The 25,657-nt window shown below is 65.9% G+C and carries 38 protein-coding genes; 14 read left to right on the forward strand and 24 right to left on the reverse strand.

Annotation, left to right across the window (positions count from 1 at the left end; all coding sequences use genetic code 11):
* Positions 1 to 2: 2 nt before the first annotated feature.
* From PFY01_RS03050 to PFY01_RS03155, 22 genes are all read right to left on the reverse strand, one after another.
* Entirely contained in the window at positions 3 to 449 is a 447-nt protein-coding gene (locus PFY01_RS03050; protein ID WP_271042374.1) for a hypothetical protein, read from the reverse strand.
* A 105-nt stretch (positions 450 to 554) separates the two neighbouring features.
* Positions 555 to 1,568 (reverse strand): major capsid protein, encoded by a 1,014-nt coding sequence (locus PFY01_RS03055; protein ID WP_271042375.1) that lies wholly within the window; start codon positions 1,566 to 1,568, stop codon positions 555 to 557.
* 108 nt (positions 1,569 to 1,676) lie between these two features.
* Positions 1,677 to 2,045, reverse strand: coding sequence for a head decoration protein (locus PFY01_RS03060; RefSeq protein ID WP_271042376.1), 369 nt, complete (start codon positions 2,043 to 2,045; stop codon positions 1,677 to 1,679).
* A 71-nt stretch (positions 2,046 to 2,116) separates the two neighbouring features.
* Positions 2,117 to 3,703, reverse strand: coding sequence for a S49 family peptidase (locus PFY01_RS03065; protein ID WP_271042377.1), 1,587 nt, complete (start codon positions 3,701 to 3,703; stop codon positions 2,117 to 2,119).
* Between the two features lie 29 nt (positions 3,704 to 3,732).
* Positions 3,733 to 5,427: a phage portal protein gene (locus tag PFY01_RS03070; RefSeq protein WP_271042378.1), complete on the reverse strand. Its 1,695-nt coding sequence runs from the start codon at positions 5,425 to 5,427 to the stop codon at positions 3,733 to 3,735.
* Positions 5,424 to 5,651 (reverse strand): hypothetical protein, encoded by a 228-nt coding sequence (locus PFY01_RS03075; protein ID WP_271042379.1) that lies wholly within the window; start codon positions 5,649 to 5,651, stop codon positions 5,424 to 5,426. The genes PFY01_RS03070 and PFY01_RS03075 overlap by 4 nt, the downstream gene beginning before the upstream one ends.
* A 2-nt stretch (positions 5,652 to 5,653) precedes the next feature.
* Positions 5,654 to 7,732 carry a terminase gpA endonuclease subunit gene (locus PFY01_RS03080; protein ID WP_271042380.1) on the reverse strand — a complete coding sequence of 693 codons (2,079 nt, stop codon included), beginning with the start codon at positions 7,730 to 7,732 and terminating at the stop codon, positions 5,654 to 5,656.
* Between the two features lie 4 nt (positions 7,733 to 7,736).
* Positions 7,737 to 8,330 (reverse strand): hypothetical protein, encoded by a 594-nt coding sequence (locus PFY01_RS03085; RefSeq protein ID WP_271042381.1) that lies wholly within the window; start codon positions 8,328 to 8,330, stop codon positions 7,737 to 7,739.
* Positions 8,331 to 8,596: 266 nt separating this feature from the next.
* Positions 8,597 to 9,394 (reverse strand): hypothetical protein, encoded by a 798-nt coding sequence (locus PFY01_RS03090; protein ID WP_271042382.1) that lies wholly within the window; start codon positions 9,392 to 9,394, stop codon positions 8,597 to 8,599.
* Positions 9,387 to 10,373 (reverse strand): helix-turn-helix domain-containing protein, encoded by a 987-nt coding sequence (locus tag PFY01_RS03095; protein ID WP_271042383.1) that lies wholly within the window; start codon positions 10,371 to 10,373, stop codon positions 9,387 to 9,389. The genes PFY01_RS03090 and PFY01_RS03095 overlap by 8 nt, the downstream gene beginning before the upstream one ends.
* 28 nt (positions 10,374 to 10,401) lie before the next feature.
* Positions 10,402 to 10,674 (reverse strand): HNH endonuclease, encoded by a 273-nt coding sequence (locus PFY01_RS03100; RefSeq protein ID WP_271042384.1) that lies wholly within the window; start codon positions 10,672 to 10,674, stop codon positions 10,402 to 10,404.
* Positions 10,675 to 10,710: 36 nt separating this feature from the next.
* Complete coding sequence (locus PFY01_RS03105; protein ID WP_271042385.1) at positions 10,711 to 11,052, reverse strand: hypothetical protein; 342 nt, start codon at positions 11,050 to 11,052, stop codon at positions 10,711 to 10,713.
* Positions 11,049 to 11,279 (reverse strand): hypothetical protein, encoded by a 231-nt coding sequence (locus PFY01_RS03110; protein ID WP_271042386.1) that lies wholly within the window; start codon positions 11,277 to 11,279, stop codon positions 11,049 to 11,051. Before PFY01_RS03110 ends, PFY01_RS03105 begins: the two co-directional genes overlap by 4 nt.
* Positions 11,276 to 11,671 carry a helix-turn-helix domain-containing protein gene (locus tag PFY01_RS03115; RefSeq protein ID WP_271042387.1) on the reverse strand — a complete coding sequence of 132 codons (396 nt, stop codon included), beginning with the start codon at positions 11,669 to 11,671 and terminating at the stop codon, positions 11,276 to 11,278. Before PFY01_RS03115 ends, PFY01_RS03110 begins: the two co-directional genes overlap by 4 nt.
* Positions 11,672 to 11,705: 34 nt before the next feature.
* A complete protein-coding gene (locus tag PFY01_RS03120) occupies positions 11,706 to 12,056 on the reverse strand; it encodes a hypothetical protein (RefSeq protein WP_271042388.1) in 351 nt (116 codons plus the stop codon).
* A complete protein-coding gene (locus PFY01_RS03125; RefSeq protein ID WP_271042389.1) occupies positions 12,053 to 12,526 on the reverse strand; it encodes a hypothetical protein in 474 nt (157 codons plus the stop codon). The genes PFY01_RS03120 and PFY01_RS03125 overlap by 4 nt, the downstream gene beginning before the upstream one ends.
* Entirely contained in the window at positions 12,526 to 13,176 is a 651-nt protein-coding gene (locus tag PFY01_RS03130; RefSeq protein WP_271042390.1) for a hypothetical protein, read from the reverse strand. The genes PFY01_RS03125 and PFY01_RS03130 overlap by 1 nt, the downstream gene beginning before the upstream one ends.
* Positions 13,173 to 13,574 (reverse strand): hypothetical protein, encoded by a 402-nt coding sequence (locus tag PFY01_RS03135; RefSeq protein WP_271042391.1) that lies wholly within the window; start codon positions 13,572 to 13,574, stop codon positions 13,173 to 13,175. The genes PFY01_RS03130 and PFY01_RS03135 overlap by 4 nt, the downstream gene beginning before the upstream one ends.
* A complete protein-coding gene (locus tag PFY01_RS03140) occupies positions 13,571 to 14,017 on the reverse strand; it encodes a hypothetical protein (RefSeq protein WP_271042392.1) in 447 nt (148 codons plus the stop codon). Before PFY01_RS03140 ends, PFY01_RS03135 begins: the two co-directional genes overlap by 4 nt.
* A complete protein-coding gene (locus PFY01_RS03145; RefSeq protein ID WP_271042393.1) occupies positions 14,014 to 14,262 on the reverse strand; it encodes a DUF6525 family protein in 249 nt (82 codons plus the stop codon). Before PFY01_RS03145 ends, PFY01_RS03140 begins: the two co-directional genes overlap by 4 nt.
* A complete protein-coding gene (locus PFY01_RS03150; protein WP_271042394.1) occupies positions 14,259 to 14,723 on the reverse strand; it encodes a hypothetical protein in 465 nt (154 codons plus the stop codon). The genes PFY01_RS03145 and PFY01_RS03150 overlap by 4 nt, the downstream gene beginning before the upstream one ends.
* Positions 14,720 to 15,034 carry a helix-turn-helix transcriptional regulator gene (locus PFY01_RS03155; RefSeq protein WP_271042395.1) on the reverse strand — a complete coding sequence of 105 codons (315 nt, stop codon included), beginning with the start codon at positions 15,032 to 15,034 and terminating at the stop codon, positions 14,720 to 14,722. Before PFY01_RS03155 ends, PFY01_RS03150 begins: the two co-directional genes overlap by 4 nt.
* Before the next feature lie 93 nt (positions 15,035 to 15,127).
* On the opposite strand from PFY01_RS03155, the gene PFY01_RS03160 reads away from it, so the two are divergent.
* Both PFY01_RS03160 and PFY01_RS03165 read left to right on the forward strand, forming a co-directional pair.
* Positions 15,128 to 15,442 (forward strand): hypothetical protein, encoded by a 315-nt coding sequence (locus tag PFY01_RS03160; RefSeq protein WP_271042396.1) that lies wholly within the window; start codon positions 15,128 to 15,130, stop codon positions 15,440 to 15,442.
* Entirely contained in the window at positions 15,439 to 16,293 is an 855-nt protein-coding gene (locus tag PFY01_RS03165; protein ID WP_271042397.1) for an energy transducer TonB, read from the forward strand. Before PFY01_RS03160 ends, PFY01_RS03165 begins: the two co-directional genes overlap by 4 nt.
* Here the strand turns inward: PFY01_RS03165 and PFY01_RS03170 are convergent.
* The gene (locus tag PFY01_RS03170) at positions 16,290 to 16,526 is read right to left on the reverse strand and encodes a hypothetical protein (RefSeq protein WP_271042398.1); all 237 of its coding nucleotides are present in this window, start codon (positions 16,524 to 16,526) and stop codon (positions 16,290 to 16,292) included. The two genes, PFY01_RS03165 and PFY01_RS03170, sit on opposite strands and share 4 nt — an antisense overlap.
* 226 nt (positions 16,527 to 16,752) lie before the next feature.
* On the opposite strand from PFY01_RS03170, the gene PFY01_RS03175 reads away from it, so the two are divergent.
* From PFY01_RS03175 to PFY01_RS03220, 10 genes are read left to right on the forward strand one after another with little or no spacing between them, the layout of a single operon-like run.
* Positions 16,753 to 17,223, forward strand: a complete 471-nt coding sequence (locus tag PFY01_RS03175; protein ID WP_271042399.1) for a hypothetical protein — start codon at positions 16,753 to 16,755, stop codon at positions 17,221 to 17,223.
* A 13-nt stretch (positions 17,224 to 17,236) separates the two neighbouring features.
* Positions 17,237 to 18,976 (forward strand): ParB N-terminal domain-containing protein, encoded by a 1,740-nt coding sequence (locus PFY01_RS03180; protein ID WP_271042400.1) that lies wholly within the window; start codon positions 17,237 to 17,239, stop codon positions 18,974 to 18,976.
* Entirely contained in the window at positions 18,976 to 19,218 is a 243-nt protein-coding gene (locus PFY01_RS03185; protein ID WP_271042401.1) for a hypothetical protein, read from the forward strand. The genes PFY01_RS03180 and PFY01_RS03185 overlap by 1 nt, the downstream gene beginning before the upstream one ends.
* Positions 19,218 to 19,634, forward strand: coding sequence for a hypothetical protein (locus PFY01_RS03190; protein WP_271042402.1), 417 nt, complete (start codon positions 19,218 to 19,220; stop codon positions 19,632 to 19,634). The genes PFY01_RS03185 and PFY01_RS03190 overlap by 1 nt, the downstream gene beginning before the upstream one ends.
* Positions 19,634 to 20,281, forward strand: a complete 648-nt coding sequence (locus tag PFY01_RS03195) for a hypothetical protein (protein ID WP_271042403.1) — start codon at positions 19,634 to 19,636, stop codon at positions 20,279 to 20,281. The genes PFY01_RS03190 and PFY01_RS03195 overlap by 1 nt, the downstream gene beginning before the upstream one ends.
* Entirely contained in the window at positions 20,278 to 20,634 is a 357-nt protein-coding gene (locus tag PFY01_RS03200; protein ID WP_271042404.1) for a hypothetical protein, read from the forward strand. The genes PFY01_RS03195 and PFY01_RS03200 overlap by 4 nt, the downstream gene beginning before the upstream one ends.
* Positions 20,631 to 21,761, forward strand: a complete 1,131-nt coding sequence (gene dnaN / locus PFY01_RS03205; protein ID WP_271042405.1) for a DNA polymerase III subunit beta — start codon at positions 20,631 to 20,633, stop codon at positions 21,759 to 21,761. The genes PFY01_RS03200 and dnaN overlap by 4 nt, the downstream gene beginning before the upstream one ends.
* Before the next feature lie 27 nt (positions 21,762 to 21,788).
* Positions 21,789 to 22,031, forward strand: a complete 243-nt coding sequence (locus tag PFY01_RS03210) for a hypothetical protein (RefSeq protein ID WP_271042406.1) — start codon at positions 21,789 to 21,791, stop codon at positions 22,029 to 22,031.
* The gene (locus tag PFY01_RS03215) at positions 22,028 to 22,702 is read left to right on the forward strand and encodes an HNH endonuclease (protein WP_271042407.1); all 675 of its coding nucleotides are present in this window, start codon (positions 22,028 to 22,030) and stop codon (positions 22,700 to 22,702) included. The genes PFY01_RS03210 and PFY01_RS03215 overlap by 4 nt, the downstream gene beginning before the upstream one ends.
* Positions 22,699 to 23,388: a DUF7168 domain-containing protein gene (locus PFY01_RS03220; protein WP_271042408.1), complete on the forward strand. Its 690-nt coding sequence runs from the start codon at positions 22,699 to 22,701 to the stop codon at positions 23,386 to 23,388. The genes PFY01_RS03215 and PFY01_RS03220 overlap by 4 nt, the downstream gene beginning before the upstream one ends.
* A gap of 5 nt (positions 23,389 to 23,393) precedes the next feature.
* On the opposite strand, the gene PFY01_RS03225 is transcribed toward PFY01_RS03220, so the two are convergent.
* The gene (locus tag PFY01_RS03225; RefSeq protein WP_271042409.1) at positions 23,394 to 24,029 is read right to left on the reverse strand and encodes a hypothetical protein; all 636 of its coding nucleotides are present in this window, start codon (positions 24,027 to 24,029) and stop codon (positions 23,394 to 23,396) included.
* An 80-nt stretch (positions 24,030 to 24,109) separates the two neighbouring features.
* Here PFY01_RS03225 and PFY01_RS03230 point away from each other — a divergent pair, with 80 nt between their 5' ends.
* Positions 24,110 to 24,472, forward strand: a complete 363-nt coding sequence (locus tag PFY01_RS03230; RefSeq protein WP_271042410.1) for a hypothetical protein — start codon at positions 24,110 to 24,112, stop codon at positions 24,470 to 24,472.
* Positions 24,358 to 25,503: a tyrosine-type recombinase/integrase gene (locus tag PFY01_RS03235; protein WP_271042411.1), complete on the forward strand. Its 1,146-nt coding sequence runs from the start codon at positions 24,358 to 24,360 to the stop codon at positions 25,501 to 25,503. Before PFY01_RS03230 ends, PFY01_RS03235 begins: the two co-directional genes overlap by 115 nt.
* The last annotated feature ends 154 nt before the right edge of the window (positions 25,504 to 25,657 follow it).

Raw genomic sequence — 25,657 nt, forward strand, 5'->3', positions numbered from 1 at the left:
GATCAGCCGATGCGAGCCGAGCCAAGCCGCGTCGCGGCACGCTCAACTTCTTCAACCGAACCGAAGCGGATCTTGCCGGAGCGCTCCAGGGCAAACGCGCGTCGCTTGGGCACGGAAACAGCCATGCCCCTGCGCAGACGTTCGCCGCCGGCGCCCAGCAGCTTGGAGGTCGACAGGATCGCGTCAACGCGTTCTTCCTCGCCGCCATCGGCAGGCGGACCACGCCGTGCACGAGGGGGCTTCGCCGCCTTCTCGGCCGCCGCCTTCTCGGCCGCCGCCTTCTCGGCCGCCGCCTTCTCGGCCGCCGCCTTCTCGGCCGCCGCCTTCTCGGCCGCCGCCTTCTCGGCCGCCGCCTTCTCGGCCGCCGCGTCCAGCGTCGGCTGCGCCTGGCTGGACGCGGCTTGAAGAGCGAGTTGGGAGGTCGAGGTCGGCGTGTTCGTATTGTCCATGACAGGTTCCTTTCGACGGGCTTGTCGGAGGGCGCGATGCCGCGCGCTCGGAAAAGCCCGCCGCCCGAGTTGATCGGGCGGCGGGTTCTGCGATGCGGGCGCGACTTACTTGAGACGGCCGGGGATCAATGCTTCAGGGCGGGTGCAGATGTGCAGACCGTTCGTCTGACCCTCCAGGTCGATGTATTTCTCGCCCGTGGGGTCGAGGGTCGCCATGGCGTAGCGCGGCAGACCCTTGCGGTTGACGGCCGAGAACCAGGGCGCCGGGGCATAGCGACTGATGAACAGGCCGGGAATGCCCATGGGGATGAAGCGACATTCGTCCGCATCCATCTCGACATCGCCGTAACCGGGATACTTTTCCCAGATCACGCCGCCATAGACGAAGGACTCGGACGGATCGCCGCGCAGATCCTTGGCCTCCATGGTCGCCAGATAGGTCTCGCGGACTTCCGGGTGATTGGCGACCTGCTCATAAAGATCCTCGCCGCAGGGCGCCCAAACCCCGCGCACAGGCTTGTTGCCGAGGATCTGGCGCATCTGCGTGCGGAGGCCGGAGAACTGCGCACGCAGCAAGCCGGACTTTTCGGCCGTCCAGCCGGTGCGGTCGAGGTCGATCTCGATCGCGGCGGGTTCGGTGACCTCGAACTCGTCGTAGAGGTCCAGCAGCACGCTGCCGTCTTTGTCCAGGATCAGTCCCTGAATGGCGCCTAGACGGTGATATTCTTCAGTCACCGTCAGAGTGTCATCCATCGTCTGAAGCTTCTCGTCGCGCGCCGACTCGATCCCGACCATTTGGTCTTCGGACCCGAACTCACGCACGTCCTGAAGTTCGTCCGCCATCAGACGGTCGCGCACGGGCACGTGCGGAATGACCAGAGGAATGCCTTGGCGCGTTGGATCCTTCATCGGGGTGGGGTCTGCGCCGCGCGGCAGGACGGGCGCGATATCCAGACGTGCATTCTTGCGCTCGATGACGACGGACGTCGTGGGCACGCCCTGCTCTTCGAACAGACCCAGCTGGGCGATGCGTTGCGGCGGGGTTTCGGTGGCGTTGATCGCCGCCGTCAGAGTGGTGGTTTTGAAGAGGCTGGACTTGAAGACGTTCACCAGAGACATGGTCGGTTTCCTTGCGTTTTGGCAGCCGACGGCCGTCACGGCGACGTCGGTGAAAAGAGACCGGCCCGGCCGCTGGCCGGGCCGAGTTGAGTGAAGAAGGCGCCTCGATCAGACGCGGGCGAGGACGCCCTTTGCGGCCAGCTGGGCGACGGCCGCCGCCTTTTGGTTGTCAGTGGCGCCGGCAGGCCAGACCAGCTTGGCGAGCGTCACTTCGCCGTCACGTTCGAAACTGACGCCATCGACCTTCTCGGTCGTGGTGACGTAGTCGTCGAAGGCGATGCCGGCGGCGGTCTGGCTGCCATCGGTGGCCGACGGCGCCAGCTTCACATAGTCACCGCTCGCGGTGACCTTGCCGAGCACCTGGCCGGCGAGGAGCGTCTGCGATAGGCCGACGACAATGCGCTGACGTGACCGATAGCCATTGGCTTCGGACAGGATGAAATGGCCCGCACCAGGCGAGTCCTTGAGGATGGTCATTAGAGGTCTCCAGATCCGGCGCCGCCCTGCGACGCCTTCAGGCGATTGAGGTTGGAAGGCTCAGGCGAGGCTTATTTGACGCTGCCCTTGGCGCGTTCGGCGCGGCGCTTGTAGATGGCCGACGGGTCGAGGCCCGAAGCGGCCGGCTTGCCGGACACCGAAGCGTCAGCGCCAAGTCGCGGCGAGCCCTTTAGCGTCGCTTCGAGACGGCGCGCCCCGCCGCCGGCGTAAGCGGCCGACGTCTTGCGGAACTGGGCATAGGTCAGACCGGCCGCGATCGCCGCCGTCGCCGCCTTCGGATTGGCTTCAGCTTCGGGCGACTTAGCGATCTTCTCGGCCTCGGTTTGGTCGCCGTCTTCGTCGCCTTCAGCGGGGTCATCCGCCTCAGCATCGGCGTCATTGTCGTCAGCGTCGTCGTCTTCGATCTCGGCATTCGGCTCGTCGGCGTCGTCTTCATCGTCCGCCGGCGGCGCCTGTTCAGCAGCCTCGGCCTTCAATTGAGCGACTTCGGCTTGCGCCTTGCGGGCGGCGGCCTGGGCGGCAGCCAGAGCGGTGCTCGCGGACGGCTTGCCGCCCGCTTTCGGTGTCTTGGCCATAGGGGCCTCCTTTGCAGGGGAAGCCGAAGCGCGGTCCCGCGCGCTGCCGGCCGATGCTTGTGAACCCGGGACGGTGTTGGTTTTGGAGCCGGCGACCTGGTCGCGCAGCTCAGCGAAGGCGCTCTCTTCCGAAGCGATCGCATCGATCAACTTCAGGCCCAGCGCGGATCTGGCGGGGTCATCGTGGTGCCCCATGAAGACGGCCGCCTGCGTCGCCAGAACTTCGTCGGGCGAGAGTTGAGGACGGCCGGCGACGACATCGGCGACGAAGTCCCTGCCGCACTGGTCGATCTCGGCCTGAAGGTCCGCGCGCGCGCGATCTGACAGGGCGGCGAACCAGGCTCCGTCGGTCTTGGCATCACCGAACTGGATAGGCGTTATTTCGACGCCGGCCTTTTCCAAGGCCCCAGACCAGTTCTCATGCACGATGACGGCGCCGATGGACCCCACAAGGCCTACGCGGCCGGCGACGATCTTGTCGGCCCCGGAGGCGATCCAGTAGCCGGCCGAGCAGGCCATGTCGGCATAGACGTGGATCGGCTTGCCGCCGCCTCGCGCGCTGTTCTCGCGCATGTATTCAGCCAAAGCGGGAAGCCCGCTGGCGACGACACCGCCCGGCGTGGCCTCACGGATGAAGATGGCGCGGACGCGATCATCTTCGTTGGCCTCCCGCAAGCCCTGCAGGATGGTGTCGTAACCGTGATAGACCTCGCCGCAGAACATCTCGCCGCGATCGAGCAGCGGCTTGTCGATCTGCATGAGGGCGACGCCGTCTTTCAGCGTCCAGCAGAAACCGAAGTCGTCAGGCTCGCCGGCGTAAAGCGGCGTGTAGGCGAGACGAGTTTCCATGGGGACAGGCGTATAATCGCCATCGTCGTCCATGGCGGTTGGCTGGCGGTCCAGCCCCGCCAGTTTGCGGATCAGAGCGGAGAAGCGGCCGGGCTTCACGCTGGCCTCGGCATCGACATCGCGCACGCGGTTGGCCAGCTCGAACGCCGCGCGCGGCGTGAGCAGAAGGGGACGGCCCGCGTGGCGGGTCGCCAGACTGGTCAGGTTCGACATGAGGTGTCCTCAGATGGCTCGAAGGCCGGTCAGGCCGCGACGGGCCGGGCATCCAGGAAGGCGTTGTGATCGACGCTGTCGGCGATCGCAGCGACCCGCGACATGGCCGAGCGGCGCGCGGAACGCGGGCGCTCATCCCGCTGGCGATCCGCCTCGGGATCATCGTCCGGCACGACGGGATCGCCATCGACCGGCAAGCCAAGTTCGCGCTTGTAGGCGTTCTCGCGGGCCTTCTGCTCGAGCTTGTCTTCCCAGTTTGAGCCGTCGTACTCGGCGCACTCGTCTTCCATGGTCGTGATGCCCTCTTCCATCCGACCAGCCGCCGCCAGCAGCTCCTTCGTGGGATCGATGTGGCCGCGACCAGGACCGCGCCAGCGGCCTTCGACATAGGCGTCGATCGCGTCGTAGAAGTCGGGAGCGCCTGCCGGCAGCTGGATCGCGCCGATGTCGATCGCCTCTTCCAGCCAGGCCGCAAAGAAGGGCCAGACGATCTGCTGCTCGATCAAGCCGCGCAGAGCGAGCGTTTCCTTCCAGGCGATCATCAGGGCTGCCCGCGCCGACGAATAGTTCGTCGTCGAGAAGTCCATGGACAGCTCTTCGTAGGTGACGCCGAGCGCCGCCGCGATGAGCCGCAGGATCGCCCGCGTGAAGCCGTCGAAGCCCGAGGTGTCGCGGGCCGTCGTCTGCATCTGGACTTCGTCATCCGGTCCCAGAACGGGGAAGCGGACGCCCTGAACCTCGACCGGGTTCTCGTCGTAAAAGTCCTCGCGCTCCGCCGCGAAGCCCGACATGTCGTCGGTGTCGAACGAATCCGAAACCGCCGACGGACCAGCATTGGACTTGATGAAACCGAGGAAGAGGGCGTTGAGGGCCGCTGCCTCGATGGTCTTGTCGGTGAACCGCGAGAAGCTTTTGAACAGCTTCAACACCGACGCGAACCGGGTGACGCCACGTGTCTGACCGGCACGCAGCTTGTCGAACGCATGCAGCACCTGGGGCCGCCCCAGATTGGTCGAGTAACGCTCCCACGACTTCCAGTTCATGGACACGCGACCGGCGCCCATGCCGACATCGTCGGGGTGACCCTCGCGGATCCAGTAGCGGATCGGCGCTTGGCTCCAGTTCTTCTCGACGCCGCCGCGCAAGGTTGGCGTGTCCGGCTTGCCGTTAGGGTTCGACAGGCGGTCGGGATCCACGACACGCAGGCGCGTCTTGTATTTGGTCAGCTCTTCCTCAGCCCACTCGACGAGGCCCAACATCTCGCCGTCGTTGAAGATGTGAGCGGCCGACAGGCGCAGCAGCTGGCCGAAGGTCAGGGTGCGTTCCGCGTCGGCGCAGAAGTGGATGCCGTAGGCGTATTGCTCCCACTCAGCACCGATCGCTTGGCCCAGCTCGCGCGCCGCCTCATAGCTGATGCCCAGCGCGCGATGGTTCGGCTTTGACGTGAAATCCCAGCGGAAGCCGACGGACGCATTGACGACGCGCATGGTGGCGGATGCTCCGACGCCTTCGTTCCGACCGATGTCACGCGATTTGGCGATCACCTCATCGCGGTCATCCAGCCAGTCGGCATCCGCCGACCGGAGGCCCGGCCGCCAGTTTGCGTGCACGCCTTCGCGGCGCGCCGCTTCATAGGGTCGCTCGAACGCCGTCGGCACATGAGCCACCGACGCTGATCGGGTGGAAGGATAGGCAGGGCCGCGCAGGCCGAACACGCCGCTCATCGGCCCCACCGGAAGGTGATCGCACCGCGACGACGCGACCGCCCAGTGAGAGCCTTAGCTTCCAGAGCCTCGATCTCACCATCCAGACGCTTCAGATCCGGCGCCGCCATATCCTTAGAGCGACCATTCGAAGCGACCTTGGACACCGCCCGGCCGCTGATCTGGGCGTCGCGGTCAGCCCGCAGGCGGGCGAGACGGATCACATCGTCATCGGTCAGCGCCATGCTCAGCCTCGTTTCTTACGGAAGAACCGACGTTCCGACGAACCCGGTTTGTCATTCGCCGGCGGCGTCGGATCGGACGGCTCCAACGCAACTGCGGACTTCGGCGCCGTCTTTTCCCCCGAGAAGAGGTCAGGCGCCGATGCCGAGCCCTGGCCGCGCGCAGCGGCGCGTGCGGCCCAATCCACATTCTCTGCGCCGTTCTTAGCCGGCGCGCCGACCCCGAGGCTCCACGCCAGCGCGCGGGCGCCGACCCAGATGTCCACCCACTCGTTGCGGTCCCGCAGCTTTTTCCACCAACGCTTGATCTCGCCGGTGCGGTCGTCGGTTTCCTCGGCCAGACCCTCTGCCGTGATCTGCTGCGCCCAGGCCTCGTCTTCGGCCATGGACCAGTGTCCCCGACCTTGCTGACGGACTGCGTAGCCCGCTTCGGTCGAAAGCTTCAGGGACCAGGCCAACATGGCCTTCAGTTCCCACGTGCCGGACGGCCACAGCTTGACGCGCCCCTTGACCCGGCCCTGCTCGACCACCTTGACCGGCTTGGCCTTGCCCAGGATCGGCACTTTCCAACCCGGCCGGCCATCCATGGCGTAAGACCGGGGACGCCCGCGACAGAAGGAATAGACGCGCTGGGTTCTGAAGCCGGTGTCGACGCCGAACGCCTCGATCCCCAGCTCGCCGCCTTCGGCATGGGGGTAGGTTCGGCGGTAGATCTCGTCGAGTTCGAACCAGACCTGGTCGCCGGCTGTGTCGCCCGGAATGACCCAACGATCGATGACCCACCACTCGCCGCCCGGCCCCCAGGCGATGGCGCCGCCTTCGAGGTAGGCACCCTGGACGTCGGTGAAGGCCGTGACATACTCCGCCCCTGCCGGGACGATGGAGTGTTCGTATGGCTCGCGTAGGCGGTGAAGTTCCTCCCAGCTCATCGCCTCGACCGAAGGATCCCAAGCGCGACCGAAGGTCTGCTGCTCCAGGGTCTTCAGTTCCGCTGGCGACTTGGCGTCGGCGATGGACTTGGCGATCTTTGCCCAACTGATCAGGCCGCAGTATGCCTGCCAGATGTAGTAGCTGGGCTCGCGGCCTTCGCAGTTTCGGCGCGTATAGCCATGGACGTCTTCAGCTGCGACGAACTTGGCTGGCGCCGGGTTATCCTCGTTCTGGCTCGGGAAGGTGGCCAGCCAGATCCCGGCGGGGCGGAACGTCAGCATGTCCGTCTCTTCCAACACGCCGCCGCATCCGCCCTCCGAGGGAGGGCAGACGAAGTGATGAGGCGTGCCGTTCGGCGAAGCCGGTTTGAAGTCCTCCGGCTCGAGGTGGAAGAAGCCGGTGCAGTGAGGGCACTGGCCATAGAATCGGCGCTGGTCGCCCGCCTCTTCGGCCTTCGAGACTTCGCACTCACCCAGCACGGACGGTGTCGAGATCATCAGTTCCTTTGAACCGATCACCGAATAGGCGGCTTGACGTTCGCGTGCCTGGGCGACCGGAGAGCCGCGCTCACCAACATCGACGAGGGCGTTGCCAACCTCTTCCAGGATCAGGTTCCCGGTCGAGATCATCTGTAGTTCTTTGGGTGACGCGAGATTGAAGAGGCGGATCTGCGCGCCCGTCTTCAGCGTCTTCTTCTTGCCATCCGACATCGGCCGGCCACGGATGACGCGGCGGTCGATGCGGTCTTTCAGCCGGGGACTATCGTCCAGCAGTGGCTCGAGCTTCAGCTCGTTGTATTTCGTAATCTCGCCCGCCGAAGGCAGGCCGATTGCGAAAGAGCGCGGATTGTTCTCGACCGACCAGCAGACCCAGAGCTGTCCGACGGTGCTCTTGGCGGATTGCGCCCCGCCACGAATGGTGACCCGCGATGCTGGATCGTCTGGGTGCAGACGATCCAGCGGCTCGCGTAGATACTCGACGCCGTCGAAACTGATCGGCCCCTCTTTGGGCGTGTTTGTTCGCGCCGACAGGATAACCGGCCCGCCGTCGGCGCCGCCCGCAACCCACTCTGAAATGCTCGTTTCGGGGGCGGGCGCCATCGCCGCCGCCACACCCGCGTAGACCGCCGCAGCGGCCAGCGACATTGCGGTCATCGCGTCAGGGTGCAGCGGCCTGATCGGCGGCAATCATACCGGAGACAGACGGGTGCAGTTGCGCTTCGGCCGAGACCTTTAGTTTGGCTGATGCCGCTGCCTGGGCATCCTTTCGCGCCTTGCGGAAATCAGCAGCGACGACGCGGCCGTGGCGGGTGGCAATGGACATCTCGACCCGCTCCAACTCTGTCACGAAGGTCTGCATCACGCCGTTGATGACGGCCAGGACGTCAGCCGCCGGCACAAGGTCGCCCTCGGCCAGTGCGTCTTCACGTTCCTTGTCGCGGACCTGAAGCTGTTTCAGGCGAAGGTTGGCCTGCTGGATCTCCGAGGCGATGCCGGGCGTCAGCGGTACGCCGCCGCCATCATCATCGTCCAGGCCAGTTGGTACAGCATCCTCCGGGACCATGTCGCGCCGCCCTATCGACAGCGTGTTACCCGAGCGATGAAGGATCAACGCCGCTAGATCGACGTATCGGCATCGGCCTTCTTTTCGAGAGGCGATGTCGGGGTTGCGGGCGAGATACCTCGACACGTTCGAGGCGTCGATCTTATCCCCGCGTCGCGTCAATTCGGCCGCCGCCTGGGCGACGGTCACGAAGCCCGACGGTGCTGACTGCATCCGTGCGTTCATGTGCGTTCACCCGTGCGCCAAACCTGATCCGTGCGCGATCCGTGCTATGCGCATTTTAGGTCTTCGCTTGAGAACCTACATGCCCAAGCTGCCCGTATACGTCAGGGTTTGGGGGAAGGACCCGTGGCCTTTTGCGGCCACCAAAAACCCGCCTCGGCATGGCCGGGCGGGCTGGGGTCGCACCTCTGGAAGTGAGGGAACGGATGCACTTAGCGTTCCCGTCCGACAACCTACATTTTCTCGACCGATCGAACTTTGTCGGAAAGTGTAAGTGCCTCGATCAGCAGCGACCGATTCGTCTGCCACCGACGACCGCCGCCCGTAAGCCCCCGAATGCTCTCACCGCGACCGGCGACGGCCTGAAGCACGGCGGCCTGTTCCGGCGTCAGCGCCGCGTGCTTTCTCGACAGCAGCGCGCCGGCCTGTCCTCGCTCGATCGCCGCCGCCATCGGAGCCTCCGGATCCGCCCATGCCCGGCCCACGCGTGGCTCGATCGTCGCGACGCCGACCGGCGGACGGGCCGCCTCGACCAGCTGGCGATACTCGTCGGCGATCCGCAGCTGGTCATCGTCGAGGTGCCCGGCCCGATAGAGGCTGGCGATCCCATCGATGCGCCGCGCCCGCCGAACGGTCTGAACGTCGAGGATGGGCTGACCCTTCAGCCGCGCCAGCCCGCCGTTGTCGTCGCGCCGGAACTCGCCGACCGCCACCGTCTCGACCTCGAACGCCTCGCCGCGCGCCTCGGCCCGCAGCAACGTGTCCTCGATCGAAGCCTCGACGGCCGCCCCATCACGCGCCGCCTTCAACTGCCCCTCGACCAGGCGGACCAGCATGGCCGCCTTGCGTCGCTCAGCCAGGCCGCCGCCGGCCAGACGCTCGGCTTCCATCAGCGCATCCCGCTGCGAAGGGCGCAGGGTCACGCCCGACACCACCATCTCGACGGGACCGGCGACGCGCCGCGCCCGGCTGGCCTCCATGCGCGCTAGCTGCTCTGCGCTCAGCCGCATCGACATCGCCGCCTTACCCATGCGCCGCCCCCTTCGTCATCACCCGGACGCCCAGCGCCTTCAGCGCCGAACCCGCCCCATCCGTCAGGCGCTGCGCCCCGATCTTCGTCGCCGCGACGACCGCGCAGAGCCCTTCGTCCCAGCCCGCGTGATTGAGGTAGCTGGCCACGCCCGCTTCCCCCATCGCGTCCATGACGGCCGCCTTCACGTTCGCCGGTCCCGCCCAGCCCAGGATGATCGGGGCCTGCGCCAGCGCGCCGTCGTCCGGCAGCCAGGCCATGAACCGATCCTCATCCAGCCAGCGGTCCAGGTTCATCGCCTTGCCCCGGCCGAAGTCAGGATCGCGGGCGACACAGGCCCGAACCGCGCTCAGCATCCGGTCGTCGGTCTCACGGCTGCGCTCGACGGCATTGAGCCATGACGCCTCGACCCGTGGCGGGGCGACCCGCTCCGGCGCCTTCGTCGCCCACGCCTTCCCTGCGGCCTCGCTCGCGCACGCACTCGCGGAGGGCTTTAGCCCTTGAGTAATTCTATTCCCTATTTGGGCGACACCCGTGTCGCCCCTAGGGGTGACATCTGAGACATCTTGGGGCGACACCCGTGTCGCCCCAGTTTCTTCACGGGCGACACCCATGTCGCCCCTAGGGGCGTCACCCGTGTCGCCCCACGCGGCCCGTTCAGCTTTTAGCCGTCGAACCGTCGAGGCATGTCCAACGTCTAGAGGCAGCTGATAGATCGGCACCCTCTTGCCCCGGTGGATCTTCATCTGATCGGTCTTCAGCAGCAGGCCGCTAGCGACCAGGGCTTTCCGTCCCCGTTCGACGGTGCGCTCGTCCACCTCCATTTCCAGAGCTAAGACGGACACAAGCGCCCAAGCCTCACCCGCCGCATCGGCATAGGAGGCCATATGCACCAGCACCTGTTTGGCCGTGCGATCAGGTTTACCTGCCCTGGTTAGGCAGCTTTGAGCTTTCGCCCACGTGACAGCGACATCGCTCATGGTCGACCTCCGACCAGAGCAGCAGGCGTTAGAGCCGCGTCTCGTCCCAGTCGAAGCGTTCCAGCATGTAGTCCTGAAACTGTCTTTCGGTGCGCGCGTGCTTGCGGCTGTTGCAGCCCTTGCAGGCGGTGGCGAGATTGCGATCGTCGTCCCCGCCGTCCGGGTCCAGATGATCGATTGTCGCCGTCTCCGGCGGCTGAAGCGAGGGCGTCGTCATGATGACGCAGACCCGACGGCAATAGCGACAGATGAGATTGTCGCGCACGAAGATGCGCATCCGCTGCGCCTTGCTGACCGCCATAGCGATTCGCCTCCATTAGCTCATGCCCAGTATGCCTCATGACAAGGCCCCCAGCGGCGCGCTGGGCGTCTTCAGTGCCAAGGCGCTGGTCCGCTCTATCGGCGGCAAGTCGGCCGCCGCCACGCGGGGCCGCAGCACCGTCTCCGGTGCGACCACGATCCGCCCGGCCTCGACAGCTTCCAGCGTGCTGATCGCGCGCCCCAGCTGCCCCATCTCGTTCAGCGTCTGGACCATCAGCGCGTGCTGATGCTTCGGATCTTCCGCCCGCAGCGCCTCATCGCTGGCGATCTGACGGCGCACGTCCGCCACCGCCCGCAGCTGCTCGCGCAGCAGGTTCAAGGCCGCCTCGAACGCGCCGGCCTCCCCAAGCTTACTCACATCCACCCCCGTTCCCGGGCCAGCCAGGTCGGCATGGTCCAGATGTTCTCGTCCCGGCCCTCGCCGCGTTTCGCATGCGACTTCGGCGCCCACTGCGCGTCGCCCCAATCGTTGGTCTCAGCCAGCAGCCACGCCTTGTCGGTCTGCCCGTGCAGGACCATCGCCAGGGCGATCTCGCCCGCCTTCGGGGCCGGCCGAGCCGTTTCGCCGAACAGGTCACGCGTCATGCCGCCACCTCGACGATGGCGGGCGTATCAGGGCCGAATACGACCCGCCTCAGCGCGGCTGCTGCATTCGGGCGCATGCGATAGCCGACGCCCCAAACCGTCTCGATCCCGTCGTTGATGCCGACCGCCGCCATCGCCCGGCGCACCTTGTGCACCGTGACCTTGGCGCTCGTGCAGGGGTCGGCAAGATCGTCGAAGTGTCGGCAGGTCGCCCTCGCGATCGCGTCATAGCGCACCGCGCGCCCCGCACGTTCAACCAGCAGGATGACAGCCTGCGACAGCAACGGGGCCAGACGCAGCGTCCTGGACCAGCGGTCGCGCACCTCACCGTGGACGACGACGCTGCGATCTTCCGACGCCTGTCGCCGCCATTCGGCCAGCTCATCCTTCATCTGCGCCAGCTCGGCCGCCAGAAGATTGCACCGCTCACACATCGGGTGACCTCGCGATCTCGGCGAAGGCGATCACCGCATCGCCCTGATCCATCCAGATCCGCCAGCGCAGGCCGGCGAAGGCCTCCGGATCATGATCGGCGGCGCGGAACGCCAGGACGTCGGGCGAGCAGTTCAGCCGATCGACGCCCAGCATCTTGCCGGCGCGACTGGTGACGCCCAGCACCACCCCGTCATCATCGACGACTGCGACGGGCCAGGCTGCCCAGAGCCCGACAGTGGCGTTCAGGCACAGAACGACGATGTCGCCCGCAGCCGCAACGCGACGCACGCGGACAGGCTCGCCGGGCGGGCGAGCGGGGAAGTTGACGATGTCGGCGGTCATGGCTTGGCCGAGCCCCCGTCGTTCGCGGCAGCCGTCGCGGCCGCTTCGATGATCGCGGTTGCGAGCCGAGGATCAGCCTGCAAACGCACCGCAGCCAGGAGGTGCCTGCCGAAAGCGGCGGAGGCGCTCGCCTTGGCCAGATCCTGCTTCGCTCGCTGAAAGCGCAGGTCGATCTCGGCCACAGCATCTCGCGCGACGGCAGGCGTCGGATCGAGGCCCAAGGCGAGCATTCGCCGCTCGACGCGTTTCACCCCCATTGCGGCGAAGCCGAGCGCCGAGCGGGCGCGATCCATCCACCCCGCGTCGAACTGGCCACTCAGCTTCGCCGCGCCGATCTGGCATTCGATATCGCCTTTGTCGTCGCGCAGCGTCTCCAGCCAGTCGCGAAGTTGGTCGGGATCAATGCAAGCAGCGATGTCGCGAATAGTGATGTCGGGGATGTCATAGTCTTCGTCGTGAACGAAACCCATCAGGCCGCCCTCGCCAGTTCGGGTTTCAGACGATCGGCCAGCGCCTCGACGTCGACGTCAAACAGGTCGGCCAGGTCGCCGATCGGCACGCCGCGCGAGAGGTAGATCCGCGACCATCGCACCATGTTGTCGCTGACGGCCTTTAGCGTTTCGACCGCGCCGGACCGCGCCGGCGTCGGCCGCGAACGAACCGGGTTTGTCGCGGTGGGACGGGGACGATCGGGTTCGGGGGGCTGGGCGGGCGGCGGTGGCGGGGGCGCAGGCGGCGGGGCGAGCGGGCGATCCGGGCGCATCTGAACCGGCGAGGGCTTACGCGCCGACGCATCCGCGTCCGCCGCCTTTGGCTGTGGGCGCGCGCCATCCAGCACGCCGCCCGTCCGCAGCGCCTCCGCGACGGTCAGGAGGTGATCCGCCTCGATGTCCGCGTTGCGCAGCATGGACGGGGCCAGCCGCGACCGATCGACCTTGAACACGCCGGCGACGTCGCGGGGCTTCAGCTTCAGCGCCGTCATCAGGCCCGCCGCCGCGATCAGCCGGGCGCGTTTGTTGCCATGGGCAGGGCCGAACACGGCCTGCGGATCCGCGCCCGTCATCCGACACGCCGCCACGACCGCGAGCGCCACATGGGCGGCGGTAATCTGTCCTGTCATCCCCACACCTCCGGACGGCCGCGATGGGCCTGTCGAAAATCCCGGTCCGCTAGGCCGGTCAGCTGCTGATCCAAAAACATCGAAAGGTCGGCGACCGAGGCCGCCAGTCGCCGTCGCACCTCGCCGGGCGTCTCGCGCCGAGCGAATGCCTTTGCCGCCAGCACGAAGGCTTTCGCGGCGTCCGTCGTCGCCGCCCCGGCTTCGCGCGCAAACACCTCGGTCGAGGCGCCGTTGACCCGGTTGCCCAGGCTGGCCAGACGCAGTTCGGCGTCCTGACCAAACGCCTCCTCGGCAGCGTCATCGGCGCAGGCCTTGGCCAGCTCGACCAGACCGCGCCAATCGGCCCGGCTCTTGACCCCGGCCGGTCGCGGCTGCGGTTTGCCGGGGCGCCGGTTCACTGAGCGGCCTCCCAGGCTTCAGCCAGCCGCGACACGACGACCAGATCGGCGGGTGTCAGGCCGAACCCCTTGTCGCGGAAGGTCAGGCCCAGCCGCGCCTTGGCGATCTCTCGCGCCGTGACGCAGACCGCGCGCGCCGCGCCGCCGCCGGCGATGCCCTGGGCCAACTGTGCGCTGGGCAGAACGGCGCCATTGGCGTGCCACAGACGGGCGACGATGGCCGCTGCATCCTTACCCAGGCCAGCCTTCACCAGCGCCCGTTCCGCCTTTTCGCGCGGCGACAGGGCCGGTTTGACGGTGGGCACGGCGGGCATGGACGCGTCGAACTTGCGCCGCAGCTCCAGCTCCGAACATCCGGTCATCCCGGCGATCGCGCTCCAGCTGGCGCGTAGGGCGCGTTTGCGCAGCACGAAGTCAGCATCGACGTGATCGATCCGCGTCATGCCGCCGCTCCCATCGCGATACGGCCGAGGCCGCGATCCAGCTTGGCCAGTAGGGCGTCGTGCCGGTCGGACGCGTCGCCGATATCCGAGCGCCAGAACCGCAACAGCGGCTCGCTGGCGACATTGCACGGCGCGTCGCGCAGCCGCGCCCGCACCATCGGCGGCAGGGCGTCAAAGGCCGCCATGTCCTTTTGCGGGGTCGTCGGGCACACGCCCAAGCCAGTGCGGAACGTGTTGCCGCTCATCGCGCCGCCGCCTCTCTGGGCCGCATCGCCTCGGCTAGGGCCTGACGCGCCTGGTGCAGATCTTCGAAGAAGGCGTCCAGCATCACGCCGATCTCGGCGCCCTCGCGCGGATCGACCTGACCATCCGCCATCGCCGCGCGCACCGCCTTGGACAGGTCGCCGCCACGCTCGATGACGTCTGCCACCTCGTCGCGCAGGCACCCGACCACGTCGCCGGCCGGGCGCGCCTCGGCCATGGCGGCCGTGACAATCGGCTGGCCGCAATAGGCTTCCAGGCACAGGACGATGTCGATCGGCAGGAAGTCGGGGCCGTCGGGCCGCTGGCAACGGGACAGGTGCGGCACCGAATAGGGCCGGCATGATTCCGCGCAGGCGGCCGAGGCCTCTTCCAGCCCGCCGCAGGCCTTGATCAGCAGCTTCGTCTTCAGCTTCAGCCAGCGGTTCGGCGCGATCTCGCTCATGCCGCACCTCCTGCTGGGGAGAAAACGGCCAAGCTTTTCTCGGCGCCATGATCCGCGCCCGGCGCCACAACCGAGCTGTCGCCGCTTCCAGAAAGTTTCTCCCGATGAGCCGCCAACTCCTTGCTGACAGACCAAGCGGGCACCTTCCCACCACTCCACGCCTCAATGCGAAGCGCCAGCCGCAAAGAGGCGTCGCGCTTCCCGTTTTCGATGTCGCTCAGCCAGCCGACCGATTTCTCGGAAAGACCGAGCTCAGCAGCGGTCTGAGCCAACGTGAGGCCGAGAGCCTTGCGGTGATCAATGAAAGCCATGGCCTATGTTCACTTCAAGTGAACATGGCGTCAAGCCAAGATTTTCACCCAGAGCTTACAGACAGTCGGAGGCCGTTTTCACATGATATGAACATGGCCGCACCCGATCGCCCCCTCTGGTATCTTCAGGAATGGTTCGCTACCCAAGGCAGGATCCAACGCGACCTCATCACCAAACTCGACTGGTTGCCCGCCAAGGCAAACAAGGTTTGGCATGGCGTTCAGATCGCTAAGCTGGATGAGGTCGCCGAGATTGCTGACCTTCTGAATATCGCTCCCTGGGAGCTGCTAATGGCGCCCGACGAAGCCATGAAACTAAGGCGGCTGAAATCCGTGCTCGCTGAGGTCGCTCAACCCACGCCTACGCAGGACGATGTTGCGACCCCGCGTACCGGAACTAACGGATGATCGCAGCCGCGTTCTCTTCTGCTGTTTTGGCGCTGGCTGCGAGCGAACAGCGGGATTGGCCAAGCGCGGGCGGCTTTGACATCTTCCAAATGGAGGATGGCTGCGCTCTAGAGACCGATTATGCCATACCTGGACGGTCGCCGGTCAATCTCTCGGTCTGGAGCGACGGTGACAAGACCATGTTGGCAATGACCAGCATGGATTGGTCCGCCAAAGACGGAGAGCGATATGATCTTCGCTTTCAGATCGGTGGATGGGCCTATACCGGCCGCGTCAGAGGCATCGTCACCGACTACGTAAACAAGGGCTTTGTTGCCAACTTCGAACAAGAGTTTCTCGAAGCCTTTGCAGCAGCGCCAAGCCTGTTCGTGACCCGCGATGAGTCTGTCGTCGCAAACCTCAGCCTGCAGGGGACCGCTGCCGCGACCAACGTGCTGCGACGCTGTATAACCCATGTCGCGCGCAGTAACGCCGCACAGGCCGAGCGAGAGCGCCGGTTTGACTACATCGCAGCAGATCCCTTCGCGGCTAAGCCCGCCGAGCAGGCCGAGGCCCAGTCGGAGGGACCGAGGCCGACAGTCATCACAAACATTTCGTGGGCACGGCAACCTCGGCCAGAGTTTCCAGCGAGAGCGTTGGAGCGAGGGACGAAATCAGCCTCGGTGACGCTTCAGTGCGTGGCACAAAAGAGCGGCTCTTTAGCCAGTTGCTCAATCGTGTCGGAGAGCCCGGCCGGCGAAGGTTTCGGACGCGAGGCGATACGAGCCGCCACACAAGCGAGGCTGTCGCCTGAGACTGCCGACCAGGCGCCCGCCACAGTCCGCTTCGTGGTGTCCTTCAGTCTGCTTTAGGCCGCCTCGTTCGGCACGTCGCCGATCGTCGCCAAGACCTCGACCTCGGTCCACTGATCGCCACTGGCGCTTGTCTCGATCCGATAGAAGACCGCGCCGGCGACGCGCTCAGCCATCTGCTTTCCGCGCTTGAAGGCTTGAGCCTCGGTATCGCAACGCACGATATCGGCGGGATGCAGTTCGCCGTTCAGGCGCTTGAACGGCTGAACCACATAGGTCTGTTCGTCAGCCATTCTGGCCCTCCAAATCTTAACGGCAGTGATTCCGTGAGAGTGATCAGGAGTCCAGCCTCCCTACGACAAAACCGGACGAATATTCACACAGAGTGATATTTTCACTTGACGTGAATATTCACCTAGGATGACTATGCCTTGTCCGCACCGACAAGGCGTTGCCCTAGCGCCACCGGCAATCCCGCCGGGTCCGGTGCGGACACCCACCCACGGGAGCGTCCGCGCCATGTCCAACGTCCTGCCCTTCCCGACGAACCCGGTTCGTCACCTCTCTCTCGGATCGACCCTGCGCCTGGCGCAGCGGGTCGACGCCATGGTCGCCCGATCGGTCCGCCCTGGCGTCGATCGCGTCGCCGACTGCGCCCTCGCGATGGAGGCGTCCTGCTACACCGAGCCGTGCATCGTGGCGGCGCGCAACATTGCTCGCGAAACCCGCATCGCCGTCGTCATGCCCGGTTACGACCGGCTCCTGACGTCGGATGAAGCCCGGGCCGTCGCCCACAGACTGCGAGCCGACAACGCCTTCGCCGGCGCCTTCGGCACGGCCCTCCGATTGGATCAGGTCGCCGACGAAGCCGATCGCCGCCATCCAGACGGCGGGCCGCTGAACCCTCGCCCGAACAAGACGGGCGCCCGTTTCCTCATCATCGCCACCCTGATCGCCGCCGCCATCTGCGCGCTGCGTGCCTTCGCCTGACCGGATCCCGATCATGCTCGAACTGAACATCCTCGCCGTCCAGAACGCGGACGTCCTGCGCGCCCTAGCCACGCCGGCGGGCCGCCGGACAATCCCGTCGATCAGCGCCCTGGCGGCTTTGATCGGCCGCGACCACTCCAACCTCAGCAAGACGCTGAAAGGGATGGAGGGGGCGGGCCTGCTGCTCGCCGAGCCGATTGCCAATGGCCTCACTCCGGACGGCCTGTTGCAGCTCGAGGCCATCAACCGCGCCGAAACCGCGGAGGGCGGGGAGGGCCTTCCGGACGGCCTGCTGGCGCTGCGCCACGACCAGATCCTGCCCGATCCGGACAACGCCCGTCAGGACTGGACCAGTGACGAGGCGAAGGATGAGCTGGACGCCCTGCGCGCCGACATCGTCAAGAACGGCCTGCTTCAGAACCTGGTCGTGCGCCCCATGGCCGATGACGACCTCCAGGATGCGACGATCACCGTTGTCACCCCGGCCGGCGAACAGACCCTGCCGCGCTATCGCCTGGTCGCCGGCGAACGCCGCTGGCGCGCCATTGGCGAGGCGATCAGCGATGGCGATTGGGAACCGGAAGAGCCGATCCTGGCCCGCCTGCTGGACCGCGACGCCAAGGAAACCCGCTTCGCCGCCATCGCCGAGAACCTGCTGCGTCGCAAGCTGAACCCGATCGAGAAGGCCAAGGGTTTCGAGCAGCTGGCGGAACTGGGCTTCGAGAACAAGCTGATCGCCGAACGCCTCGGCTACACCCCCGAACACGTCCAGCAGCACCGCCGCTTCCTGAAGCTGGACGAGGCCGATCAGCAGCGGATGACCCTGCCGCGCGACGACCCCAAACACCTGTCGGTGCGCGACGCCCGCCAGAAGCTGACGGCGAAGGACGCAAGGGATGCGGCATGGCGACCGGGCAATCTGCCGCCAGAGCAGCAACTCGTCATCGCCGAGATCGCGGTCGCGATGCGAAAGCACTCGACCTATCTCGGTTCATCTCTCGCCGTTGGTCCGGCCGCCCGCGACGATCAGGCCGTCGCTAGCCTTCGAACCGCCGGCATACTTCAGATTTCGGACAAGCCAGCTGAGTGGGGGAGCGCCGCCGGCCACTTCACTGTGTCATTCCCGAACTGGGCGATTGGCGACGCCTGTCGCACCGCCTGGGCCGATCTCTTTGTTGATGATGAAGCCAAGCGTCATGCATCCCTTCAGTTCCGGCAGAAAGGTTGGGCGGGCCGCAGCAGCGAAGGCGCAAACTATCTGACAGAATGGCTCAATGGGCCGTTCGACATGACGCCTGAGGGGCAGGCGATCCTTGATCGTCAAGCCGCCAATCAGAAGGCTCATGAACAACAGGCCGCCCAACGCGCCGCTGAAGCAGCTGAAGCCGCCGCACGGTTCGCCGCCATTCGCCAAAAGCATTTGGAAGCCCTCAACGCCGCCGCCGCCGCACCGCCGAAGGATCTGAAAGCCGCGACCGTCGAAGCCACGGCCGCGATCGACAACCCTCTGCCCTGGACTTTGCTCGACAACGGCGAAGTCATCGACGCCAACGGCGAGCAGCTCAATCATCTCGATATCTGGAACCCCGACGATCGTGAGACGACATTCCTTCAGGTGATCGTCGTGGCCGTGAACTCAGCCGCAGGCTTGGCGACGCCACCGATCAAGTCGGCAGAGGCCCATCAGTCGGAGATGGAAGCGCGTCGCGACGCAGAAGCGCTGGCCGAAGATAGCCGGGACGAGGCCGCCTGATGCGCCCGCCCTCAGTCGACGTGGTCGAGAACATTGCTGGAGAACTGGACGAAGCCGAGGCGAAAGCCTGGGACAGCCTCGCCCGCTACAAGTTCTGGATGTTTGGGTATTGGGCCGCGATCTGGGTTCATCTGAACCGGGCTGGCCAGTTTCGCCGGCCGAACCCGTTCCTTGAACTGGTGAAGTTCGCCCGCGCGCGATCGGCCACCACCACGCTGTCAAACATCAAGGCGGCCGCCTGATGCGCCCGCCTTGGATCGAAGGCGTCGCCCTGCTGGCCGCCCACAACCTCCCGACCCCTGCACCCCGCAACCTGTATCGCCGGAGATACCGCATGTCCCACGACGTCCGCTTCGCCATCCTGACGGCGAACCCCGCCGACAAGCCGAAGGCCTTCCCCGATCTGGAGGCCTTGGCCCGCCACATCCAGCGCGAGCGCGGCCTACAGGCCCTTGAATTGGTCGAGGTCGAAGATCTCGAGATCGACGGCGACACCCAGAACCGCCGCGCCGTTTCCGTCTTCGCCCTGGACGCCGGCAACGACCGCGACCGCCTGATCGGCCACGCCTACCTCGACGGCAAGGGCCGCGACGTCCTGCAAGCCGCCCTGCGCCGCAACCGGCTGGTCATGGCCGACGACATGAAGGACGCGGCGTGATGACTGAGATCGACATCCCAACCGACAATATCCGCGTATCGTTCAAGGACGACATCGACCTGACCAAGCCTGTGGCGATGCTTCTCGCGGTTGCCAAAGACGGTGTTGAGCCGAACGTCTGGTATGCGCCGCAGGCTGACCGGCTAGCCCCGTCCCCCGAAACCGCCCGCTACTTGGAAGAGCGCGAGGCCGCGAGGGCGGAACAGTCGTCCCCCGAAGCCACCGCTAGACGACAGGCCCTGCGGGACGCCCGAAGCCTTATCGCCGCCGAGACCATACCGGCCGACGAATGGAAAGGCTGGGTCTGCGATGGCGAGGAAACTTACGCTGGCAGCGTCGAGGAGCTGGTCGAAAATCTCATCGATATCGGCGCCCCGTCGCCGAGTTATTGCTACGCCACGATCGCAAAGGGTTTCGACTTCGACCTGGAAGACGCCATCGAAAACTACCTCATGGACGAACACCATGAGGACGCGGAGTGCCGAGATCTCCCCAAGCTGATCGACTTCTTCAATGAGTGGAAGAAGACCGAGACAGTCACGACCTACTGGCCCGGCTCGACCGTCGTCGTCATCGACGCCACCCGCTTCGCTGAAGAGATCGCGGCAGCCAAGGCGTTGGTCGCCGAGGCGGAGGCCGCCCGATGACGCCGATGATCCCATCCAACCGCGACTTGGCGTTCGACGGCAATCTGACCCAGGCACGCTACGAACTGCACAAGGCGATCGACCGGGGAGGTGAGGCCGAACAAGCCGCCTGGAGCCGGAACTGGGGCGAAGCGGCGCTCACCCACGCTGAGGGCGTCTCGCCTGACTGGGACGAGAGCGGACCCAGCGAACGCCTCATTCAGGCGGCCAGTCGGGCAACCGAAATCGCCGCCAACCTTCACGCCGCCCTCCATCGGGATGCACCCGTCATGAGCACGGCGAAGGAACACCTCAGCAGCCTGCGTCGCCAGCTGCTGACGATCAACGAATGCCTTGATGCGGAAGACGAATGAAAGTCCTTGTCCAGCAACCCGCGCTGCAACGCGCGACCGCCCGCGTCGTCAGCGCCGTTGAACGCCGCAACACCATTCCGATTCTCTCCAACGTCCTGCTGCGGGCCGAAGGCGATCGGCTGTCGATCACTGCGACGGATCTGGACATCGAGGTCGTCGAGAAGCTGCCGGCCGAGATCGTCCAGGAGGGCGAGTTTACGGTCAGCGCCGCCACCCTGGCCGAGATCGCGCGCAACGCCCCGCCCGGCGCCGAACTGGCGATCGAGTGGGCCGATCACGACGACCCGCGCGCGACGGTCAAGTTCGGCCGATCGCGCTACCAGTTGCCGGTCCTGCCCGCAGGCGACTTCCCCATTCGCGGCGACCTCACCGAGGCAGTCTCGCTCACGCTGGACGCGGCCGTACTTCACCGGCTTCTCGACCGGGTGCACTTCGCCCAGAGCACGGACGAGACCCGCTATTACCTGAACGGCGTCCATCTCTGCATGGTGTCGGATGAGGGCGAGCGCGTGTTGCGAACGGTCGCCACTGACGGGCATCGCATGGTCCGCGATCAGACGCCGTGCGGGGACACCGAACGGATGCCGTCGGTCACCATCCCGCGCAAGGCCGCCAACGAGATGCGCCGGATCCTCGCCGACCTGAAGGACGCGGTGACGCTGGAGGTCGCCAGCACAGGCCTCGCGCTTCATACCGGAACGGGACGCCTGATCACCAAGGCTCTGGACGGCAGCTATCCTGACTATGAGCGGATCACACCCCGCCAGTGGGACCGCGAGATCACCATCGACCGCGCCCTGTTCAAGGAGGCGATCAAGCGCGTCTCCCTGATCAGCGGCGAGAAGTCGCGTTCGGTGAAGATGACGATCGCGGACGAGGTGCTGACGCTGACCGTGCGCAACATGGAGGCTGGCGTCGCGGCCGAGGAGATCGAAGTCAGGGGCGAAGGGCCGTCATTCGAGACCGGCTTCAACGCCAAATATCTGCTCGACCTGCTGGACCAGACCGATGCCGACCAGATGCTGTTCCGCGTCACAGACCCCGGCAGCCCGGCCCGCCTCGACCCCGGCCCCGGCGCGAAGAACGCCGAGGGCCTGGTCAATATCGTCATGCCGGTCCGCGTCTGACCGCCGCTTCACCGTCGAGGATCACCCATGAAGAACAAACTGTCCCACCTCAACGACCACCTGTTCGCCCAACTGGAGCGGCTCGGCGAAGAAGACCTGACGGTCGAACAGATCGAGGCCGAGGCCAAGCGCGCTGACGCCATCGTGGACCTGTCCGATCAGATCCTGCGCACGGCCGATCTGCATCTGAAGGCCGCCACGCTGATCGCCACCCACGGCGAACGCTTCCACGACAAGCTGCCCATGATCGCGGGGCCGTCCAGCCAATGAAGGGCCGCGCGATCAGGTACACCGCCGAGGAACTGGACTGGATCGCCGAACGGCGGACCTGGTCGCGCGACGCCCTTCACCGGGCGTTTGTGGGCCAGTTCGGCCGCTCGGACGTCTCGCGCATCAATCTGAACTCTCTCTGCAAGCGGAAGGGCTGGATGACCGGCCGTACCGGCTGTTTCGCTAAAGGGCAGGCGCCGGCGAACAAGGGCAAGCCGTGCGCGGAAGGCCGGGGCGGACGGCACCCGAACGCCCGGCGGACGCAGTTCGTCAAGGGCGCGAAACCCCACACCTGGCGTGGCGCGGGCCATGAACGGATCGACGCCAAGGATGGCTACGTCATCCTGATTGTTGACGAACCGAACCCTTGGACCGGGGCCGCCACCCGCCCGGTCCACAAACACCGCTGGCTATGGGAAAAGGCCAACGGCCCGATCCCCGAAGGCAAGTGCCTGAAGTGCCTCGACGGCGACAAGACCAACACCGATCCGTCCAACTGGACTTTAATCGATCGCGGCGTTCTCCCGCACCTGAATGGCGGCCGGCACAAGAAGCGCCTCGCCTTCGACGAAGCCGCGCCCGAACTGAAGCCCGTCCTGATGACGGCGGCGAAGCTGAAGCACGCCGTTCACCAGCGTCGAAAAAGTAGAACTGAAGGATCGGTGACATGAGCGAGCGCGAACGCATCGCCGCCCGCATTCGCGCTCTGCGGGCCAAGACGGTCGAGAACGGCTGCACCGAGGCCGAGGCCATGGCGGCGGCCGAGAAGCTCGCCCGGCTGCTGGCCGACTACAACATGACGATGGACGAGGCCGATCTGCGCGCCTCACCTTTCGGCGACCATGTGCATGACGCCGCCGGCACCGTCGGCCTGAAGCTTTGGAAGCCCGCAAGCGCGATCGCCAAGCTGACCAACACCCGGTACTGGACCGGCGGCCGCGCCGCGCCGACCCGGATCACCTTCGTCGGCCTGACGCACGAGGTTGAGATCGCCGCCTATCTGCTGGCCATCTGCGAACGCGCCATGCGAACGGAATCGGCAGCGATCATGCGTGCCGTCAGCCGCCTGCCACACATCAAACAGGCCGCTCGCGTGATGCCCTTCCTTGACGGCATGGCCGATCGGCTCGCCGCACGGATCCTCGCAATGATCCCGCCCCATCCGCCGGGCCGTGGACTTGTCATCCTGCGCAATGCCCTAATAACCGAAGAGCTGGCCAGGCGCGGTGTCGAGATCGAGACGGGATCCGCTAGGCGGCCGATGAACTGGGGCGCCTACCACGGTCAGCGCGCCGGCGACGGCGTCACCCTCAATCCCGGCGTCGCCGCAACCTCGGCCGCGAGGGTGCTGCGATGACACCTTCAATCTTCGGCGTGGAAAGCTTCTGCCGCTCGGTCGGCATCGAACAATTCTGCCAGCTGGGTTCGTCTTTCCAACGCAACCTCGAGCGCTATCCGAACCTCCGTAAGAATCGGGGTGCCGAAGGCTGGAAGCCACCCAGTCAAACTCCTTCGAGCGGCCGCGACCTCACGATCGACCGCCGCCAGCGCTTCGCCCAAAAGTCCGGCAAACGAAGAGAAAATCAACATCTCCCGAGCCGAGCCGAGATCCGCGACCTTGAAGTCCATCAAGAGTTGACGGGTGTAACTCAGATCCCGGCTGAGCGACTCGGCGTCCGCGACTTCCGGCTTGTCGGCCAACATCACTTCGCAGGAACGAAGACGCTCAACCGTCAAATCGGCGAAGGCGGATGCAATCGCCCGGATGGACTCCCTTCGAGTTTCTCTGTCGATGCGGGCTTGTTTCAGGCGCGACCTGTCGTCCGCGTCCCTCAAAGCCCGGGCATGGGCTGCTTGCCGCTCGCCAACAGCCCAGGTGCCGACAATCGCTGCTATCGAACCAAGAGCTTGGATCCAGGCGGCGGTTGCAGGGTGCTGAATGAAGGCGGCGACATCGCCATTGGGCACGAAGACAACAGCAAGGGACGCGCCGATCAAAACTGCGACGTCCAAGGCCGAAACAATTATCACGGGAGCAAATCGAAACATTTCGACGAAGCTGCCACGACAGAGGCCGCGTGACCATGGGAGCCGCAGAACGCCTGCCCATGATCGGCCCAGTGACCGAGGCGCGCATCCAGTCCGCCTTCGCGGAGGCCGCCGTTGTCACGGCCGCCGCCGCCTGCAAGGTGATCGGCTGCGACCCGAAAACCCTGCGCGAAATGTCCGACGCCGGCATCATCCGGACCGTCCGCGTGGGGGCCGGAAAGACGCGCGGTTACACCGAGGGTGACATCCGCGCCTATCTGACCGAGAGTGACGCGCCATGTCCGTCTATAAGCCAGCCAAGAGCCCGTACTTCCAATACGACTTCCAAATCAAAGGTCGTCGATTTCACGGCTCGACGGGCGTTGAAACGCGCCGAGCGGCCGAAGAAGTAGAACGCCGCATCCGCGTCCAGGCCGCTAAGGGCGAACTGGACGACGCCAGCCGCATGACGTTGGACGAGGCGGCGGCCAGATGGTGGGACGAGCACGGAACGACATTGAAAGGCGGCGATCGGCTCGAGGGCCGCATCGAGCGCGCCGTCACAGCGATTGGCCCTAAGACGCCGATCGGAGACATCACGACAGACGTTGTCGCGCGCGGGATCCAGCGCCGTCGCGGCATGACCTTCGCCAAGGCTGAAGGGAAGGCCGCCAAACAATACCTGCCGTCGAATGGCACGGTGAACCGGGACATGATCGACAGCCTTCGGCCGATCCTAATACGTGCCCGCAAGGTGTGGGGCGCCACCCTGCCCGAAATCGACTGGCAGGCGCTTCGGATGAAAGAGCCGAAGCCCAAGCCGAAAGAATTTGCCGCTGGCCAGCTGGACCTGGTGCTGGCCGAGGTCCGCCCGCACTGGCACGACATGGTCCGCTTCGCCGCGCGATACGGCTGCCGCCTGTCCGAACTCTTCTTCAGCCTCGACGACATCGATGTCGCCGACCCGACGCGGGCGCGGGTCAGGCTGAGAGAACGCAAGGGCGGCGACGACCACGTGATCCCGATCCTGCCGGCCGACGCCGCCATGCTTGCCGCACGCAAGGGCAGGGCGAAGGCCGCGAAGCTGGACACGGTGTGGTTCCGGGAGATGAAGCCGCCAAAGTTCGGTCAGGCCAAGCTGCGGGCGCTGACCTATAACGGGGCCTCGATCGCCTTGCGTCGCGCCATGACGACCTCAGGCCTTCGCGCCAGCAAGGGCATGAAGGGCGCCCACGATCTGCGCCACCACAGCGCCATGACCGCTCTTCGCGCGACCGGCAATATCCGCATGGCCCAGCGCCTTCTAGGCCACGCCGATATCAAGTCGACGATGGTCTATGCCCACGCCGTCGAGGACGATGTGCGCGCGGCGCTTGAGGCGATGTCACGGAATAGTCCCGAACCAGTTACGGACGCCCCTGAAAAAACGGCGACAAACAAATGACTAAGCGGTCTGGCACGGACGCTTCATAACCCACAGGTCGGCGGTTCGATCCCGCCTCCAGTCACCATTTTGTTGTTGGTCAACAGTAACTTAAGTCGTCCTTGGTTTGGGTCGTTTCACGCGTAGACCCATCAGCTTCGCGATATTCATCCAA

Source organism: Brevundimonas vesicularis (assembly GCF_027886425.1).
Taxonomy (GTDB): domain Bacteria; phylum Pseudomonadota; class Alphaproteobacteria; order Caulobacterales; family Caulobacteraceae; genus Brevundimonas; species Brevundimonas vesicularis_C.